General features: G+C 70.4%; 13 protein-coding genes. 6 read left to right on the forward strand and 7 right to left on the reverse strand.

The window, feature by feature from the left end:
- The 4 genes from AC0ZLC_RS31900 to eccE form a co-directional block, all read right to left on the reverse strand.
- Positions 1 to 1,860: an ABC transporter substrate-binding protein gene (locus AC0ZLC_RS31900; RefSeq protein ID WP_476755420.1), complete on the reverse strand. Its 1,860-nt coding sequence runs from the start codon at positions 1,858 to 1,860 to the stop codon at positions 1 to 3.
- Positions 1,861 to 2,210: 350 nt separating this feature from the next.
- On the reverse strand, positions 2,211 to 5,777 hold the full coding sequence (locus tag AC0ZLC_RS31905) for an SCO5717 family growth-regulating ATPase (RefSeq protein ID WP_476755421.1): 3,567 nt from the start codon (positions 5,775 to 5,777) through the stop codon (positions 2,211 to 2,213).
- 338 nt (positions 5,778 to 6,115) lie between these two features.
- Complete coding sequence (locus tag AC0ZLC_RS31910) at positions 6,116 to 6,970, reverse strand: hypothetical protein (protein ID WP_476755422.1); 855 nt, start codon at positions 6,968 to 6,970, stop codon at positions 6,116 to 6,118.
- Positions 6,967 to 8,301 carry a type VII secretion protein EccE gene (gene eccE, locus AC0ZLC_RS31915; protein WP_476755423.1) on the reverse strand — a complete coding sequence of 445 codons (1,335 nt, stop codon included), beginning with the start codon at positions 8,299 to 8,301 and terminating at the stop codon, positions 6,967 to 6,969. The genes AC0ZLC_RS31910 and eccE overlap by 4 nt, the downstream gene beginning before the upstream one ends.
- Before the next feature lie 198 nt (positions 8,302 to 8,499).
- On the opposite strand from eccE, the gene eccB reads away from it, so the two are divergent.
- Positions 8,500 to 10,026: a type VII secretion protein EccB gene (eccB, locus tag AC0ZLC_RS31920; protein WP_476755424.1), complete on the forward strand. Its 1,527-nt coding sequence runs from the start codon at positions 8,500 to 8,502 to the stop codon at positions 10,024 to 10,026.
- A gap of 13 nt (positions 10,027 to 10,039) precedes the next feature.
- Positions 10,040 to 11,299, forward strand: coding sequence for a type VII secretion-associated serine protease mycosin (gene mycP / locus AC0ZLC_RS31925; RefSeq protein ID WP_476755425.1), 1,260 nt, complete (start codon positions 10,040 to 10,042; stop codon positions 11,297 to 11,299).
- Here mycP and AC0ZLC_RS31930 read toward each other — a convergent pair.
- The 3 genes from AC0ZLC_RS31930 to AC0ZLC_RS31940 all read right to left on the reverse strand — a co-directional run bounded on the left by AC0ZLC_RS31930 (position 11,289) and on the right by AC0ZLC_RS31940 (position 14,406).
- Entirely contained in the window at positions 11,289 to 11,705 is a 417-nt protein-coding gene (locus AC0ZLC_RS31930) for a hypothetical protein (protein ID WP_476755426.1), read from the reverse strand. The two genes, mycP and AC0ZLC_RS31930, sit on opposite strands and share 11 nt — an antisense overlap.
- 145 nt (positions 11,706 to 11,850) lie before the next feature.
- Positions 11,851 to 13,866 (reverse strand): hypothetical protein, encoded by a 2,016-nt coding sequence (locus AC0ZLC_RS31935; RefSeq protein WP_476755427.1) that lies wholly within the window; start codon positions 13,864 to 13,866, stop codon positions 11,851 to 11,853.
- A 102-nt stretch (positions 13,867 to 13,968) separates the two neighbouring features.
- A complete protein-coding gene (locus tag AC0ZLC_RS31940) occupies positions 13,969 to 14,406 on the reverse strand; it encodes a hypothetical protein (RefSeq protein WP_476755428.1) in 438 nt (145 codons plus the stop codon).
- A 516-nt stretch (positions 14,407 to 14,922) separates the two neighbouring features.
- On the opposite strand from AC0ZLC_RS31940, the gene AC0ZLC_RS31945 reads away from it, so the two are divergent.
- The 4 genes from AC0ZLC_RS31945 to AC0ZLC_RS31960 all read left to right on the forward strand — a co-directional run bounded on the left by AC0ZLC_RS31945 (position 14,923) and on the right by AC0ZLC_RS31960 (position 18,867).
- Entirely contained in the window at positions 14,923 to 15,384 is a 462-nt protein-coding gene (locus AC0ZLC_RS31945; RefSeq protein WP_476755429.1) for a hypothetical protein, read from the forward strand.
- Positions 15,374 to 17,146 (forward strand): hypothetical protein, encoded by a 1,773-nt coding sequence (locus AC0ZLC_RS31950; RefSeq protein WP_476755430.1) that lies wholly within the window; start codon positions 15,374 to 15,376, stop codon positions 17,144 to 17,146. The genes AC0ZLC_RS31945 and AC0ZLC_RS31950 overlap by 11 nt, the downstream gene beginning before the upstream one ends.
- Positions 17,143 to 18,417, forward strand: a complete 1,275-nt coding sequence (locus AC0ZLC_RS31955) for a S8 family serine peptidase (protein WP_476755431.1) — start codon at positions 17,143 to 17,145, stop codon at positions 18,415 to 18,417. The genes AC0ZLC_RS31950 and AC0ZLC_RS31955 overlap by 4 nt, the downstream gene beginning before the upstream one ends.
- Positions 18,418 to 18,525: 108 nt before the next feature.
- Positions 18,526 to 18,867 (forward strand): WXG100 family type VII secretion target, encoded by a 342-nt coding sequence (locus tag AC0ZLC_RS31960; RefSeq protein ID WP_358854436.1) that lies wholly within the window; start codon positions 18,526 to 18,528, stop codon positions 18,865 to 18,867.
- Positions 18,868 to 18,870: the final 3 nt, after the last annotated feature.

The raw sequence follows: 18,870 nt of genomic DNA on the forward strand, positions 1-18,870 counted from the left end.
CTACTCGCGGTCCTCGGCGGTGGAGCGGCGCCGCATCGCGAGGAACACCCCGGCACCCGCCAGGACGACGACCCCGGCGACGATGCCGATGATGGCGCCCGTCGAACTCGAATCGTCGGAGGACTCACCGGAAGAGGCGGCGGGAACCGCCGACCACCAGCTCCAGTAGCCGTCCTGCCCGAAGATGTTGCCCGCGGCCTCGGGCATGGTGGTGATCGACTTGATCTGGTCGGTACGATAGGCCTCGACCGCGTTCGGGTACGCCATCACGTTCATGTAGCCGGAGTCGTACAGCCGCGACTGCATCTGCTTGACCAGGTCCGCCCGCTTGGCCGTGTCGTACTCGGCGAGCTGCCGCGCGTACAGGCCGTCGTACTTCTTGTCGCAGATGAAGTTGTCGGTCGCGCCGGTGTCCTTGGGAGTGGCGGGCAGCGCCGCGCAGGTGTGGATGGAGAGGACGAAGTCCGGGTCCGGATTGACGGACCAGCCGTCGAACGCGAGGTCGTACTCGCCCGCCAGCCACGGATCGGTCACGTTGTCCAGGCAGTTGAGTGTGACACCGATGCCGAGTCTGCCGAACCACTCCTTGAGGTACTTGCCGACCGCCTTGTCGTTCGGATCGGTGGCGTGGCACAGAACGCGGTAGTTGATCGGCTTGCCGTTCTTCTCGACGCGCTTGCCGTCGCCGTTCTTCTTGTAGCCGGCCTCGTCGAGGAGCCGGGCCGCCTTGGCCGGGTCGTACGCGAGTTCCTGCCCGGCCGACGGCTTCCAGTAGTACGTCGAGAAGCGCGGCGGGATGTACCCCTGGCCCTCGACGGCGTGGCCCTGGAACACCTTGTCGATGAGGGCCTTGCGGTCGATCGCCCGGAACAGCGCCTGGCGGACTTTCTCATCGAGCAGCGACCTGGCCCCGTCGCCGAAGTGCTTGCCGTTCCTGGCCTGGGCGCCCGGGTTGGTGGCCAGGGCGTAGAAGCGGCGGCCGGGGGCGTCGTTGACCTTGATGTCGGACTGGCTCCTGAGTGCCGACGCCTGAGCCGGCGCAAGTCCGGAGACGAACGACACCTCCCCTTTCTGCAGGGCCGCGACCGCCGCGTCACCGTCCTTGTAGTACTTGAAGACCAACTCGTCGAACTTGGGCGCGCCGCGCCAGAAGCTCTTGTTGGGCTCGAGCCGGACGTAGCTGTCGGCCTTGTAGTCGGTGAGGACGAACGGTCCGTTGCCGACGATCGGGAAGTTCTTGTCGTTGTTGAACTCGGAGAAGTCGTCGACCTTCTCCCACACGTGCCGGGGCACGATCGGCACGTCGAGCGCCGCCATCGTGGCCTGCGGCTTCTTCAGCTCGACGACCAGCTCGGTGGGGCTCGGGGCGGTGACCTTCCTGAAGTTGGCGACGAAGCTGCCGTTGGCCGTCGCCGCGCCCTCGTCGGTCATCATCTTGTTGAACGTCCACGCCGCGTCCTCGGCGGTGGCCTGCTCGCCGTCCGACCACTTGGAGTTGGAGCGGATCGTGTAGGTCCAGGTGAGCTTGTCCGCGGAGGGCGACCACTTGGTGGCGAGGCCCGGGATCGCGTGGTTGTCCTTGGGGTCGTAGTTGGTCAGGTACTCGTACATGAGCCGGTGGATGCTCGTACTGACCAGGCGCGACGCCAGGAACGGGCTCAGCGAGTCGACACTCTGCGCGACCGCCACGGTGAGGACCCGCTTGCCCTCCTTGGCCTGGGCCGGCTGGGGCGCAGGGTTGAGCGGGGTCGCGAGACCTGCGGTGAGAGTGAGTGCTGCGGCGCCTGCGAGGGCGACGAGCCGGGGCAGGCGGATCCGTGGGCGCAACGGCACTCTGCCGTGCTGATCGTGTGTGTTCATGGGTCGGTGACCTCGCGTCATCGCTCGCACAGGGATGGCTTGTCGAACTGCTGGACCAGGGTTGATCGGGTGACGCCGGCGGGGTTGATGTGTGTGTCTATCAGCGGCGGTCTCCGCACGTCAACGGCGCGTGCACCCCATGTGGCCTGCGGAAATAACGAGTTGATGCGGATTTCGCGCTCATTGGTCCAGACCCCTGAAGCCGCCCAGGTGGGGGCCTGACGCCTCGTATCGTCCATGCGTACGCGAGGCAGGGGTGAGAGGGGATCCGGCTGACATGCGAAGGGCCCGCACCGTCCTCGACGGTGCGGGCCCGAGCGGCGACCGGCCCCCGGGAGGGACCGGTCCGGTTACTGCTGAGGGGGCGGGGGCGGGGTCTGCCCCGGGTGCGGCGGGTAACCGGGCTGCGGGGCGCCCTGGTGGGGCACGTCCGGCTGGGGGGCGCCCTGGTGCGGGATTCCGGGCTGCGGGGCGCCCTGGTGCGGGATTCCGGGCTGCGGGGCACCTTGCTGCGGCGCACCCTGCTGCGGGTGGGCCTGCTGGGGCGGGTAGGGCTGGCCGGGATGCGGCGGGTACACCGGCCCGGGCTGTGCCTGCGGATGCGGCTGCTGAGGCACCTGGCCCGGCATCGGCTGTCCGGGTGCGTACGGGCCCGGAACCGGCTGCCCCGGCACCTGGCCCGGAACCGGCTGTCCGGGCGCGTACTGGCCCGGGATCTGCCCGGGGAAGGGCCCGCCCGGCGCCTGTCCGGGCAGGGGCTGCCCCGGCATCGGCTGCGGCGGCACCGCCTGGCCCGGCAGCGGCGGCGCGGCGACCGGCGGCGGATTGCCGTCGGACGTCCACAGGCCGTGCGACTGCTGGTGGCGCGCGATGTCCTCGGCCACCATCGCGGACAGGTTGAAGTACGCCTCACGCACCTTCGGCCGCATCATGTCGAGATCGACCTCGGCACCGGCCGCGAGGTGCTCGTCGAACGGTACGACGACGACACCCCGGCAGCGGGTCTCGAAGTGCGCGACGATGTCGTCCACCTTGATCATCTTGCCGGTCTCACGCACCCCGGAGATGACCGTGACGGACCGCGAGACGAGATCCGCGTACCCGTGCGCCGACAGCCAGTCCAGCGTCGTACTCGCACTGCTCGCACCGTCGACGGACGGCGTCGAGACGATGATGAGCTGGTCGGCGAGGTCGAGCACGCCGCGCATGGCGCTGTAGAGCAGGCCGGTGCCCGAGTCGGTGAGGATGATCGGGTACTGCTTGCCGAGCACGTCGATCGCCCGGCGGTAGTCCTCGTCGTTGAAGGCCGTCGACACCGCGGGGTCGACGTCGTTGGCGATGATCTCCAACCCGGAGGACGCCTGCGAGGTGAACCGCCGGATGTCCATGTACGAGTTGAGGTGCGGGATCGCCTGCACGAGGTCGCGGATCGTCGCGCCGGTCTCCCGGCGGACCCGGCGGCCGAGCGTACCGGCGTCCGGGTTGGCGTCGATCGCGAGGATCTTGTCCTGCCGCTCGCTGGCGAGCGTGGAGCCGAGCGCGGTGGTCGTGGTCGTCTTGCCCACGCCGCCCTTCAGGCTGATGACCGCGATCCGGTAGCAGGACAGCACCGGGGTACGGATCAGCTCCAACTTCCGCTGGCGCTCCGCCTCTTCCTTCTTGCCGCCGAGCTTGAACCGCGAGGCGCCCGCGGCCGGACGGCCGCTCTTCGGCTTCTGCCTCTTGTTGTTGAGCAGCCGGTCGGAGGACAGCTCCACCGCGGCGGTGTAACCGAGGGGTGCGGCACCCGGGTTGGTCGGCTGCCGCTGATCGTGCTGGATGGGCTGCGGCCAGGCGGCACCGGCACGCGGATCCACGGGCGCGGCCGGGGGCTGAGCCTGCTGCGGGTGCCCTTGGTACGGAGGGTCCTGCTGCACGGGGCCCTGCTGGACGGGCGGCTGCGGGAAGCCGTAACCGGGCTGCTGCGCCGGGGCGTTGGGCGCGGCCGGGGGAGCGGTGTGCGGGAACCCGTACCCGGACCGGTCGGCCGGGGGCTGGGGCGCGGGTGCCTGCGGGCCCGGTGAATGCGGGGCCGGTGCACTGGGAGCGGGGGTGCCGGGCTGGGGGAAACCGTAACCACCCTGCGGCGGGACCGGTGCGCCGGTCTGCGGGAAGCCGTAACCGGACTGCGGTGCCGGGGCCCGCGGGGCGGGGGGCTGGGGAGCGGGCGCGTGCGGGGCGGGGACGCCCGGCTGCGGGAAGCCGTAACCGGCCTGGGGGGCCGGCGGGGCGTCGGCGGGCGCAGGCTGTGCCTGGGCGGCGTGGGGCGGCTGCGGCGCGGGAGCCGTGGTCCAGGCGGCCGGAGCCGGCTGCGGGGCCTGCGGCGGGAAGGGCTGCGGCGCCTCGGGCCGGGACGGCTGCTGGGGCTGGAAGGACGGCGGCTGCGGCGTGGGTGCCTGGGGCGGCACGGGTGCCTGTGCGGGGGCCTCGGCCTGCTGTACGGGCGTGACCTGCGGCTGGGGCTGCGGGGGCACCGGAGCCTGGGGCGCCGTCGGCTCGGCCGGCTGCGTCGACGCGGGCCACTGAACCGCCGGGTCGGGCGCCGCGGGCTGGAACGCGGGCGGCAACGGCGGAAGCCCGCTCTGCGGCACCGGCGGCGGTGTCCAGGCCGGGGAAGCCGCCGGTACGTCACCGGAGGTGCCGGCGGAGACATCCGCCCCTGCGCCGGGCCGGGCGTCGGGCTGCGCCGGTGCCTCCGAGGCCTGGGGGGCCGTGCCCTCCGGGGCGCCGGTGTCCTGCACGGCGGCGTTCCGGACGGAGCCGGATTCGGCGGCGGCGTCGTCGGGTACCGCGTCCGGCGTCGCAGAAGGGGCCTCACCCTCGGTGCCGGTGCCGGTGCCGGTGCCGGTGTCCGGGGCGGCGTTCGGGGCGGCGTCGGCCGACTCCACGGCGCCTGCGCCCGCACCGGCACCGCCGACCGCGGGCGGCTGCTCGGACTCCTGGGCCGGCTCCGGAGAGCCGCCGTCCGTGCCACCGTGCGGATGGGCCGCGCCGGCGGCGTCGGCGACACCGGGGACGGCCGGAGCCGCGGCTTCGGGAGCGGACGCGGCGGGTGCCACGTCGACGGACGAGGTGCCGTCGGACACAGGGGCGCCGGAGGGTGCGTGCGCGGGCGCGCCGGAGGAAGTGACGTCGGCCCCGGTGCTGTTCCCGGCCTGCTGCCCGGACGCAGAACGGTCGGATCCGGCTCCCGAACCGTCGGAGCGGGAGCCTCCTGAACCGGACCCGGAGGAACCGGCCCCGGAGGAACCGGACCCGGAGGAACCGGACCCGGAGGAACCGGACCCGGAGGAACCGGCCGCGTCGGAACCGGCCCCGGACTCGGAGGACCGGGATCCGTCGGAACCGGCGTTCACCCCACCCGTTCCGGCCGTCCCGTCGGCAACCGCCGACTCGGCGGCCCGCGACGCGATCTCACGCCTCAGCGCCGCGGAGGAGAAACGCATGGTCGCGCCGCTCTCCAGGTCCCCGTTCCCGGCATCCGCCTCGGCGGTCGGCGCGGCCGGCGCGGCCGGAGGAGCCGGAGGAGCCGCTGGCGTCCAACTCTGCTGCTGGAAGCCGTCCGGAGGCGGGGGAGGAAGGTCGACGGGCACGCCGACCGGCGGAGCGGGCGTCGGCACCGCGCCGACGGGATGGGCCGGATCAACCGGGCCGACAGGAGGGGCAGGGGGCGCCGGAGGAGCCGCCGGTGACGGGGCCTGCGGCTCCGGAACCGGTGCCGCCTCCGCCGAACCGCCCGAGGCGTTCTGCGTGTACCAGGCAGGCGGCGCGTAGTCGATGGTGAACTCGCCCGTCGTCTCGATGGCGGACTCGGCGTCGGACTGGTCATCGCCGGGCGTGGCCCAGCCCCCGCGGATCCCGTCCCGATCGCTGTTCACAATTCCTCCTGGTGTGGTCGAGCACCCTCATGCCGTGCTGGGGCGACCGCTCTCGTTGTCCGAAGTCGTCCGAATCCGCCCGGCTGTCCCCCTGGGGTGCCGAGGGCCCCTCTCACGGGTCTCGATGTCGCGCCCGGTCCCAGCCTAATCACCACAAGCGCCCCCGGGGCAGGCCCGTCCGCCCCTCTGCGCCCGCCCGCTCCGTCACCCCTCGCCCGGAGCCCGCACACTAATGTTCCCCGCGCACGAACAAAACGGGTGATTGCGGTGATGGAGCCGAATGAAAGCGGGACCGAATCAGTCGCAAACGCCCCAGACCGGGCGGCCGTTGGGCCGGGTCAGTCCATCCTGCGTGGCGTACCCAACAATCCGGTCTCGGCGTCCGTCGGCTGGGTCATCACGTACTGCCGGTCGCGGTCGGCGCACCAGAGTGTGACGCCGTCGGCCAGCGTCGGCAGGGAGTCCATGTCCCCCCGGGGCAGCGCCAGCGTGCGGCCTATCTCCGCGGCCTCGTCCGGGGAGACGCGCTGCACTCCGACGAGCCGCGCCTGCCGCATCAACCGCGGGGCCACCGGGCTGAGATACGGCAGCAGCGTCAGCACCGCCTGCCAGGGACCCGAGACGACCCGCCCGCGCGGCGGCCGCATCCCGCAGTCCCGCACCACGAGCACCGGGTTCCCGGCCGACGCACCCTGCGGCGGCACCCGCCCCACGTCGTACACGGTCATCCCGGTCTGCCCGCCACCGACGGCCTGCACCATCTGCGCCCAGGCCTGCGCCCGCCCCGTCTCCACGGCGACACGCGTCCCCGTGGCCGCCGCCCGCAGGGCGAGCACCTGCGCGGTCCACAGTCCGCCGATCAGGACGACGTCGTACGGAGTCGGCCTGTTGAGGCCCAGCACCGCGGGCTGTCCCTCCGCGTCCACGCCGATGACGACCCCGTCGTCCCCGATGGGCAGCGCGAGGGAGTCGAGCTGGTCCGCGGGCAGGGTGTGGCGGCCGTGCCGCGGGCCGAGCAGCCCGAACCCGCTGCGCACCCGGCCGCGGAGCCGGTCCGCGGCCGACGGTTCCGGAGCGCCACCGGACCCAGGGCCCCCACCGGGCGCGAACCCTCCTGCGCCCGCCCCCGGCACGTACTGTCCGGGGGGATACGCGCCCGAACCGCCCGCCGGCTGTGACGTCGTGGCCGTCATCGAGCACCTCCGAGAGGCAGAGTGGCGAGCACGCCGGGCAGTTGCTGACGGTCGAGCCGGGCAAGACCCACCCCGGCCTGCCGTGCGGCGCCCTCCAACGCGCGCCGGGCGGCGACCAGTTCGTCGTCGGAGCGCCCCGTCACCCGCAGATGCCCCGTGAGCGACACCTCCTGCCGCTCACCGCGCGCCATCGTGAGACTGAACGTCGTGGCCAGCGCGGGAACGGCGGTCAGCAGCGCCACGAGCTGCGGCAGCGCGGGCCCCCGCCCGCCCAACCGGGGCCAGCGGCGCACCCAGTACGTCGTATGCCTGCGGTTGTCGCAGCGCCAGCTCCGGCCGGACTCCTCGGTCCGCCGCTCCGGCACGTCGGTCCGCCCGGCCTCCGCGGTCACCAGCGGGTTCGCGCACGCCGACGTGGCGACGGCCGCGGTCAGCTCCTCCTCGTCGAGGACCGTCGTACGGAAACCGGCCCCCGTCAGCCTGCTGGCGAGATGGTCAGCGGCCCGCACGACACACTTCTGCGCCCCGACGAGCCCACCCCCGCGCGCGGCCACGGCCTCCGGGCACAGCTCCGGGTCCAGCTTCAGCGCGATCCAGGTGATGCGCACCGCGGGGGCCCCGGTCTGTGCCTGCAACGGCGCGTAGTTGCTCACCGCGACGGACTGCTGGGGGAGGTGCAGCGCGGGCGCGGGCTGCGTGTGCAGCACGATCTGCGCCGACTCCAGCCGGATCCCGTCCACCTGCAGAGCGTCCGCCACCAGGCCCAGCGGCAGCGGCTGCCGGCTCCGCTCGGCCCTCAGCGCCGTCGCGTCGGCCTCCACCTGGAGAACCGCGGTCACGAACGTGCCGTCCCCGATCATCCCCACGGACCGACGGTCCCGGCCGCCGTACGCGTACGTGCGCAGGCTCGGGTCGCACTCCACGGCGGGGGCGAGCCCGGGCTCCGTGCCCGGCTGTATCGGCGTACCCGCCGCCTGGCGGAGACGGGTGCGCAGGGCCCTGGCCGTACCGAGCCATTCGGGCAGGGAGCGGCCGCGGCGGCGTACGAAGGCGAGGAGCACGAGGACCAGCGCGACCACGCCGGCCACGGTCAGCGCCAGCGGGCCGATGACCCACCCGGTCAGCAGCACGGCGGCGGCGAGCTCCAGCAGAACGACCCGTTGCAACCGGAACGACCCGAACTGCCCGGGCCGCGTCCGCAGTTGCAGCGCGTCCGGCTCCCGCGGCTGCGTGCGCGACGCCGACGGCTGCCCCGCGTGCGGCGGCCGGGGCTCCGCGGCACCGCGCGCACGCGACCGCTCGCGCATCCGGGCACGCGTTCCGGAAGCCATCACTCCATCCCCCCGCTTTGCTCACAACTCACTGGAATTCCGCCGCCACAAAGGGCCCTTGAAGGTCCAGGTACCCTACCCGCTCCACGAGACCGTCCACTTACCAGGCATAGTAGGGGGCCGGTCCGACAACGGAGGGCGGGGGGACGGTGACCCCCGAGCGCCGACCAGGCGAAACACGGGGAGAAGCAGGCACACATGGCATCTCGGCGGGACCAGCTCAACGCCTACACCTTCGCGAAGCGCCGCATGCTGGCATCCTTCGTCCAGTCGTCCCCCGACGGCTCCGAGGAAGGGGCGCCGCGCCCGCTGCGCGCCGTGGTCCCGGGCATCGTCGTCGGAGTGATCGTGATGGCCGCCTTCGGGGCGTGGGGCATGTTCAAGCCGACCGCCCCGAAGGGCTGGGACGCCCCCGGCGAGAAGGTGATCGTCGCCAGCGAGTCCACCACCCGCTACGTGGTCCTGAAGACCAGGGGCAAGACCCGGCTGCACCCCGTCCTCAACATGGCGTCCGCGAAGCTCCTCCTCAAAACGGGTGAGGGTGAGGTCGTCACCGTGGACGAGTCGGTCCTGGACAAGGGCGACATCCCCCGCGGCGTCACGATCGGCATTCCGTACGCCCCCGACCGCCTGCCGTCCGAGAAGGAAGCCGGCTCCGCGAAGCGCTGGGCCGTCTGCGAGCGCCCCAGCGCCGGCGGCCGGTCCATCCAGAAGGCCGCGTTCGTCCTCGCCTCCCGCGACATGAACAGGACCGAGGGCACGAACAAACTGCGCGGCGGTGAGCTCATGTACGTCGTAGGACCGGACAGCACCCGCTACATCGTCGACGCGCACGGCACCGCCTACGAGGTCGGAAAGGACGAGCTGCTGCTGCGGACCCTCGTCGGCTCCGGGCGCGAACCGGAGCGGGTGTCCGACCCCTGGCTGAAGACCCTGCACCGGGGCGACGCCGTCACCTTCCCCGACGTGCGGGGACGGATCGGCGCCGCGGCGGACATCGAGGGCAGCCTGCCGGCCGAGGCGAACAAGGTCGGCATGGTCCTCAAGGCACCCGACGGCGACACCGACCAGTACTACGTCGTCCAGCCGGGCAAGGTCGCCCCCGTCTCGGACTTCACCGCCACGCTGCTCCTCAACAGCCGGGACCTGGTGGACCTCGGCCAGGCCGGCCGGGCGCTCGACGTCAGCGCGGGTGCCTTCGTCCCCACCACGGACGAGTTCGCCGCGGACCGCGACTGGCCGACCCACGAACCCAAGGCCGTCAACGACGCGGGCACCGCCGAAGGCAGCCGCAACACCGTCTGCAACGTCCTGCGCGACGTCGACGACGAGAACAAGGGCGCCACCACGCTGAGCACTTGGGCCGGCACCGCGTTCCCCGCCGTCCTGCCTACCGGCTCCGACAGCGCGTACGTCACGCCCGGATCCGGCCAGCTGTACCGCCAGTTCAAGGGCGAGGAGATCAAGGCGGGCGGCGTCTTCCTCGTCACCGACACCGGCCTGCGGTACGCCATCCAGTCCAACGACGACGGTGACAGCGGCGATTCGGGCATCGGCATCACGGCCAAGGAGCGCCAGCAGCTCCAGCAGGAGGCCAAGCAGGCCCAGATCCGCCTGGGTTACGCGGACGTGGACCCGGCACCCGTCCCCGCCGAATGGTCCCGGTTCCTGTCCACGGGCCCCCGCCTGTCGACGTCGGCGGCACGCCAGCCGCAGGGCTCGTAGGACGGGGGAGACCATGCCGTACGCATCCTCCGGCGCCCCGGGCTCCGTCCGTACGGTCGCCGCCGCGGCCGCGACGCTGATCCTCGCCCTCGCGCCCCCGGCGACCGCCGACTCCTCCACCGACCAGTGCACCTTCCCCAACAAGAAGTACGCGGGCCGCCCTTGGTCCCTGCAACGCGTCCTGCTGGACGAACTGTGGAGCCAGTCCCGGGGCAAGGGCGTACGGGTGGCGGTGATCGACACGGGTGTCGACGTCAAGAATCCCCAGCTCACGCACGCGGTGGACACGTCGACCGGCGCCAACTTCCTGCCGCCGAAGGACGACAAGGGCGAGAAGATCGACCGCGGCAACGCCCAGGGCACCACGGACACGGTGGGCCACGGCACGCGCGTGGCGGGCATCATCGCGGCCCGCCCCACCGCGGGAACGGGCTTCGTGGGCCTCGCCCCGGCGGCGACCGTCATCCCCGTCAAGCAGAACGACGCGGAGGGACACGGCACGGCGGACTCGCTCGCCCGCGCCATCCGCCACGCGATCAGGGTCAAAGCCGACGTCATCAACATCTCCCAGGACACCGCGAACGCCGTCGAGCCCGCCCCCGCCCTGAAGCAGGCGGTGGACGCGGCCCTGGCGCAGCAGATCGTGGTGGTCGCCTCCGCGGGCAACGACGGCCTCGGCGGCAACGTCAAGCGGACCTACCCCGCGTCGTACCCCGGCGTGCTGGCCGTGGCGTCCTCCGACCGCAACAACGAACGCGCCCCGTTCTCCCAGTCGGGCGGCTTCGTCGGCGTGGCCGCCCCCGGCGTCGACATGATCTCCACCGTCCCCAGGGGCGGCCACTGCACCGACAACGGCACCAGTTTCTCCGCCCCCTACGTGGCCGGAGTCGCCGCGCTCATCAAGGCGAAGCACCGCGACTGGACCCAACGCCAGATCGTCGCCCAGATCGAACAGACCGCGGAGCGCTCCGTCGCCGGTCACGACAGCTACGTCGGCTGGGGCGTGGTGGACCCGGTCCGCGCCCTGACGGAGGACGACCGGCCCGTCGAGACCCCCACCCCCCACGAGGGCGTCACGAAGGCCGAGGCTCCCACCCCCGCCGAGCTCCGCCTCGGCGAATCCCCGGACGAGCGCAACGCCCGCCTCGGCACGTACGTGGCGGTGGGCGCGGCGGTCCTGGTCGCCGCGCTGGGCGGAACGGCCGTGGCCCTCCGCGACGCCCGTCGACGGGCCCGCCGCGTGACGGGTGGCGGGCCCGGCCCTACCCCTTGAGGCAGCCGAGCGTCTTCACGGTCGCCGGCATGTACGCCCGCATGAACCTCTCGATGGCGACCCTGCGGTCCTCGTCGAACTTCCCCCGCGTCACCTTGAGCGCGAGGGTGAAGTGATCGGCCCCGCTCCCGTCCCGGCAACGGGTGGTTGCGATGGCCCCGTCATCACCGGCAACGGCACTGTCGGCGAGACGGAGGGGACGGGGGTTTTGTAGCCCGGTGACGGAGTTACCGGGGGAGGCGGCTTCCGTTACGTCGGCTGGGCCGCCGTGGGAGGCGAACTTGAGGTGCATCGCGTCGTCACCTCCGACGAGGACGACGCACCACGACGTCTCGCCCGCTTCGCGGAAACCTGCGCTGGTCCACTCCGTGACTTTGCCCATGGGTTGCAGGAGCGGCTTGACCATAGGTCGACTGACGGGAGTCCCGCACATAGACCGAGGAACCGTCTGATCTGAGCGTGAGCCGCCGCACGACGTCAGAAGCAGAGCCGTGAGGCTGATTGCTACCGGAATGCTCTTGCCATATCTCGTGGTGCCGTTCACGTGCCACCTATCCTGAGATTCCTCGGGCGCGGTTGATGCCGGCATCCGCAGCTCGCTCGGTGGCATCCTGACGGCTGTACGGTGTGCGGCCGCCGTCGCCGTGCACCCCCCACCATTCATTGGTCAGTGCCGTCAACTGATGGTTTCTGTTCTCGTAGTGGGCGACCTTTTCCGCAACCGCCTTATCGTCATAACGCCTCTGTTCGTCGGCGAGCCACCGCTCCGTCACGTAGTCCACCCCCGCCTGGACCTCTCCGCTGCCCACCGGGAGGTGACCGATGGCCTGGTCCACCACCCACTTGCCCGGCAGCTCGGCCGTCTTGGGCTCCGAGGCGGTCTGCGCGCGGGCCTCCTCCAGGAAGCCCACCGTGCGCCCCGCGCGGAGAAGCGACTCCTCGGGCTCCCGCTGACCGGGCTCGTGGATGTCGGAGACCAGCGCGTGGTTGATCCCGCGATTCAGGGTCCCGTACGCGCCCTGGTCCCTGGAGACCTGCTTCATGACCTCGAGAAGCTGCTCCTGCTTCAGCGGAGACGCGGACATGTCGACACTGCTGGCCGACGCGTGCACGGCGTCACCGTGATTGGCAAGGATCCCGGCGACGGGCGCCCGCAGCGAGGGCGGAAAGTCGTCCCCGCTGTCAGCCAGGTAGCGCAGCGACGACCGGAGGACGGCGTCGTTGTCCTTGGTGTGCCGTACGAACTCCGCGTCCTTGTCGGAGGGATCGATCCCGGTCGTCGCGGCCTGGAGCGCGGCACCGAACCCGGCACGATCGTCCCCGTCCAGGACGGCGCCGTAGGCCGGAGCCTTGGCGCCCTCCTGAGCCTGCTGGACCACCTTCCAGTCACGTTCCTCCATCAGGTACTTCATCCGGTTATCCGACTTCAGATAGGACGCGGCGGTGTCCGGGTCGTGGCTCATGACACCGAGCAACCCGTCCAGTGGATCGTTGGCGAACCAGCCGCCCCGCTTGCCGGCGTACTCGCCCTTCAGATCCCAGATGCCAGGGTCGTTCTTCTCCGCCCGGATGATGTCGTCGCCCATGTCCGTGAGGAACTGGGGCGCGTAACCGTCCCCCTTCTCCATGAGCGTGACCAGCGACTGGTACCCGCGGGCCTTGTCGAGACGGGCACCCTGGTAGTCCGTCTCGTAGCGCTCCACGCCCGCTTTCCGCATGTCGGCCCGCCAGCCCTCGTACCACTGGGACCTCGTGTTCCTGGTGGCGGTGGCGAGCGTGCGCGCCAGCCCGGACTCGATGGCGGAGAAGTCGCCGGCGCCCCTGCCGCCCCGGACATGGATGAGGTCGTTCAGCCGGTTCGTCATCCTGATCGTCCCGCCGGCGCCGAGCCCGTCGAGGAACATGCGGCTGAACGCCTGGTCGCGGCCGTTGTCGCGGAAGGTGCGCCGCAGCTCCGCGATGTCGCGGTCGGAGAGTTCCGCACCGCTGTTGAGCCGCAGGGCGATGGCGTCCGCGGCCTCGGCCTCGTACTTCTCGATGTCGCCGCTGGCACGGGAGTTGAAGCCGTTGAAGGTGCCGTCGGAGACGTCCGAGTCGACCGCGACGGCCTTCAGGGCGATCTCGACTCCCCGGTCCGCGTCTTCGACGGCCCGGACCGCACGGTCGAGACCGTCCTGCCAGGAGGACGTCGACGTACAGGCCTTCTGCGCACCACCTGCCTTGTCGTGTCCCTCGTACGAGACGACTCCCCGCTCGGAGACCCGCATTCCCGCCGCGACGGCGTCCTTCCGCACGGCCCGGACCTTGGCGCGCAGTTCGACGAACCGCGTGTGGGCGTCCCGCAGCAGCGACGCGACCGCTCTGGCCTCGGTCTGGGCGGCCCGGAACTCCTTGAGGGTGATGTCGAACCGGGCGTGGGCGGCATGCGCGCTCTGTCCCTTCCAGGAGTGCCCCAGGGAAACGCCGTGCACGTCCCGCTTGTACTGGGCCTCCCGTTTCTCGAATTCCTCGGCCATGGCGTCCCAGCGTTCGGCGGCGGTGGTGAGGGTCGAGAGGTCGGTGGTCATGATTTCGTGGTACGTCGGCATGGCTTCCCGGGATGAGGGTCTTGGTGGGTGCGAACAGCGCACCGGATCTGCCGGCCGCGGGCGTTGGCAGGGTGGACCCGGTCAGAGCAGGTCGAGGCCCGAGGGCCGTCGCACCTGCGCACCGACCCCTGCGTCCGTCTTCTGGAAGAGCACGGAGGTGCTCCGCAACGCGTCCTTCTCCGAACCGAGCCGGTCCATGAGGGCCTTGACCTGGTCGCTCCAGGCTTTGTGCGCCCGCTTGAGGGCTCCGGACGTAACCCATCCGTGCCCGTCCCGGCCCGCGAACTCCGCGACCACGGTGCCTGTTTCCTCGTCGGCCCAGGCTCCGGACTTCCGCGTGTCGGGCTCGAGGTGCTCCTCGATCGCCCGCGCGGCAGCCTTCTTCTCAGCCGGACGCGATGCCAGATCGGGCCCGCCGCCACCGGTGGCACTCCGCTGAGCCGGCAACTGATCCAGCCGCATCCCGGCGCCCTGCCCCGCGACCCGACCCCGCGCCTGCTCCCACTCGTCCCACGTCACAGCAAGCTTCCTCCCTTGCGTGCACCCTGAGTGCTTGTCAGTGACGCAGAGTAGCCTTGATGGAGGCTCGTGACCGAGCCGTGAAGAGGGGTGGAGGGTCCTGTGGTGCGGGTGAGGGCCGCGGGCGGTTTACCGCGACTCGTTGGAGGGACAGGGGTGGTGCCACTTGACCCCCGGCCGGACGGAGCGAACCACGTCAACGCCGCGCGGGGCGGTGCACCCGCAGGTTTTGTAGTTGCAAAGATCCGCTCGGATCGGCGGCGACGGCCGGGGATGGTGAGAGTCACCACTCGACCACGGAGGAGATGTGCGATTTGGCGCTCTATTTGGACATTTGAGATCGCCTGCCGGTCAACACCCGGCGACGTCTCGACGGTTTCGTAACTGACACAGCACAAAGTTCAGTTGGCCGGGATTTACACAGTGACTACAGTGGTCAACGAGTGTGTCGCACGCGGCTGGGCCGCCGCGCCACTCAGTGGCTGTACAAACGGGGAACGGGGAAGGGGACTGATCGTGCTTCCTGCGGACATGGGCGGCGGGGGCGTTGGCCTCAAGCGGGGCCTGGAGGCGCTCACGGACTTCAAAAAGCGCGTGGACACACTGCTGACGGAGTTCGAGGGCTCGGCGGCCAGCTCGTCCAAGGTCGCCGCGCACACGATTCCTCAGCACGCCTTCAGCGGGACGGGCAACTTCCCCGAGGCCGCCGGTCTGTACACCCAGTACCACCGTGTGCACGAGCGCCTCACCTCCCTCTCCAAGACGCTGGGCCTGCAGATCGAGGCCATGGGTATCGCCGTGCACGGTGCGGACGTCACGTTCGACAACCTCGAAGAGGATCTGCGGCACCGCTTCTGGGCCATCAAGGCCAAGGTGGACCACGAACACGAGGCAGCGCAGCGGGCCAAGGACGGCAAGGCCCAGCCTGAGCGCAACAACGACAAGAAGGTCGACGGCGGGTGGGCGTATGACCGATAAAGAGCAGCCCAAGAACGTACACGAGGCCGCCGCCGTTCAGGTGGGCGTCACCGACATGCCCAACCGGGTGTCGGAGATCATGCACGACGCCTTCGGGTTCGGGCGCATGAATGTCTTCGGCAGCACGAACTTCGAGGGACACGCCCTCAACGCCATGATCGACCTGGTCGAGAACACACAGCCCGAGGAACTCGAACGCGCCGGCGAGGCACTGTGGAAGGCGCGCGACGCCATCAGCGCCGCGGCGAAGGAGCTCAGCGAGCACATCGACCGTGTCGAATGGGAGGGCGAAGCGGCCGACGCCTTCCGTACCTGGGGGAAGAACCTCGCCAAGGACTCGACGCTCCTCGCGGACTACGCGGAGGTCGCGGGCGTGCAGATCACCGCCGCGGGGACGGGCCTGGCCTCCGTGCGCAAGGCGATGCCGCCTCGGGACAACAGGGCCGACAAGAAGACCGTCGACGACATCCCCACCCCGGGCAGGGTCGAGGGGAACAAGGACTACGCCGCGGCCCTGAAGGTCGAGAAGGACCGCCAAGAGGCGATCAACCAGATGAACCGCCTCGCGTCCTTCTACTCGGTCTCGGAACAAACCCTGGCGGCGAGCGAGCCGCCTACGTTCTCGACGATGCCGGATCTGGGGGTTCCGAAGCCTGTCGCGCGTGCGAAGAACCCTGATCACATCTCAGGCCCTATCCCTTCGGAACAGGGCACCGGGCGATACACGAGCGACTCGGGGACGCCAGTCGGGCACGCAAGCCCCGTCCTTGAGAAACACTCAGGGGTAGCAGACTTGCAGGAGCCCAACCCCCCTGCCACCTCACACATCGGCACGCAGATCGACAGCGTCGCCACGCCGCCGACGGTCAACACGCCCGCAACCACCAGCACACCCGTGTCCACCACAGGTACAACGCCGCCCTCCACCAATGCTCCTGTGCCGTTCGCTCAAGGGTTCGTGAAAGCAGGCACGACCGGTCCGTCGAAGCCGATCCGCGCCTCGGGTGTTCCCAGGGCTTCTGCCCAGGCGCAGGGGGTCGCGCGGCAAGGTGCGGCAAGAGCCGGAAGTCCGGCCGCCACGGGACGCACCGGGAACCCGACTGCCTCCGGGCGGGCCGGGACTCCTGCTTCCGCCGGGCGCGCAGCCGCGAACACCTCAAGCCGCACTGGCAATGCGATGGGACGTGCCGGAGCGATCGGTCAGGGTGGGGCCGGGGGACGGTCACCGATGGGCCGGGCGGTAACCGGAGGCACGCCGAAGGTCACCGGGACGAACGGCGCACCACGAAGCGGTGCCACGGGCGCAGGACGCGCCAACGGAGTTGTGGGTGGGCGTCCGACAGGGACTGCCCAAAGTGGGTCGGGTTCGCGAGTGCCCCGGGGCACGGTCGTCGGCGGCGAGACCCAGGCTGCTGCCCGGAACACCGGCACCGGATCAAGGGTCGGACAGCGTGGCGTGATCGGAAACCCGCCTGCAAAGAGCGGTGAGGGGCGTGCCGCGGGTCGATCGGCAACCAATCCCGATGGGGTGGTTGGTGCCCCCCAAAGGCGCTCTGCACGGAGCGCGCGCGGAGGCACCGTCGGCGGTTCGGGGCTGGTGCGTAACCCTTCAGGCAACAACCAGCCCGCTGACGAGGCTGAGCGAAGCGCCTCGCGGAGGACGGACCGGCGTGTGACAAGGGAAGAGGCCAGCCCGCCCGACAGGCAGGGTTCTGTTTCATCAGTGACCGACAGCCGCGAGCAGGGACATCCAGAGGCATGAAGTCAGAAATCAGCCGACCCGGCACTGAAATTGGCACGCGCCGGGGCAGGGTTTGGAAGCGGGTTGCCTCGACAGCGGCGGCATTTGGAGTCTGCGTCGCCGTCTCTATCGCTGTCGCTCCGCACGCCTACGCTGACGGCACCTCCCCGAAGCAGTGGTATCTGGATGCCATGTCCGCCCAAAAGATGTGGAAGGTCAGCACCGGTAAAGGCATCAAGGTCGCTGTCCTGGATACCGGCGTCAACGCGTCGACACCCGCCCTGAAGGGGCAACTGCTGACCGAGGACATCCCGCAGGAAGTGGCATACGGGGCAACCAAGGACTACGACGGTCACGGTACGAGCATGGCCGAGTTGATCGCAGGCACGGGTCGTGGAAGTGGCATCAAAGGCCTCGCTCCCAGCGCGAAAATTATTCCGATCCGGGTCTCGTTGTCCTCACTGAAAGACAAAGCGGAATTCAGGCGTACAGCTTCGCCCGCTGAAGCGATTCGGGCAGCTGCGGACTCCGACGCGCAAATCATCAACATGTCGTTCGGTGGCTTCCTTCCGGAGGACGACGAGAAAGAAGCTGTAAAATATGCGGCGTCGAAGGGAAAGTTGCTTTTCGCTGCTGCTGGCAATAGTGAGAGCACCAACAGAGACGAATTCATCGGATACCCGGCAGGATTCTTCGAGGTCGTCGGAGTAGGAGCGGCCGACAAGAGCGGTGCCGTAGGGAAGTTCTCGCAGTCAGGTGACTACGTAGATTTGGCGGCCCCCGGCCTCGACGTACCCGTCTGGTGCGACAACACCTTCCAGCGGTACTGCATGGGCAAGGGAACGAGTCAGGGTTCCGCGATCGCCTCCGCCTCCGCCGCCCTCATCTGGTCAGCTCACCCCACCTGGACCGCGAACCAGGTGCTCCGCGTCCTGATCGACACGGCAGCGCGTGACTGGCCCAAGAACACGCCGAGCAAGTACCTGGGCTACGGCCTGATCCGCCCCGGATCCAATCTGATCAAGGGCAAGGGCGACCCCGGTCCCGCAGACGTCAATCCGATCACCAACGAGAAGACGCCGGCCGGTGAGGCGGGCGCCACTCCCTCCACATCCGTCCCAGCCTCGTCACAGCCCCCAAAAAGCTCTTCAGGCGGCCGGACTTCAACGGCAGGATCAAGCTCGGAGCCGTCCGACGGCAACACGCTGTGGGTGGTCCTGGGTGCCGTCGCCGCGGCGGCGGTGATCGGGGGAGGCGGCTTCGCCGTGCTGCGCGCGCGCCGCAACGGCTGAGCACGTCCTCCCCTCCGGCCCAACTTTCCAGGCCGGGACGCGCATTCGCCGACCGGTGACCCGCGCACCCGGCACGTTCGTACGGCAATCCAGGAAGGAAGCCCATTCATGGCAGACGGCCAGCGGCTATCAGATGCCCAAGTAATCAAGCTCGAGCAGGACATCGCGACGAAGTTCGAGTCGATCAAGGGGCAGGTCCACCGCCTTCAGGGGACCATCGACAGCCTCGAGAGCGGTCAGTGGAAGGGCATCGGTGCCGGTGCCTTCAACACCAAGCAGTACGAGATCAACACGTCCCTGGTGCGGATCGGCAACATCCTCACCAAGTTCCTCGAAGCCATGACCGCCACCAGGAAGATCAAGGACGGCACCGAGGACGACGTCCGCCAGGCCGTCAACAGCATCAACGTGCACGACGGAGCCCCGAAGTCGAGTCTCGCCGGGTTCTGAGCG

The organism is Streptomyces sp. GLSS-08, assembly GCF_056387915.1.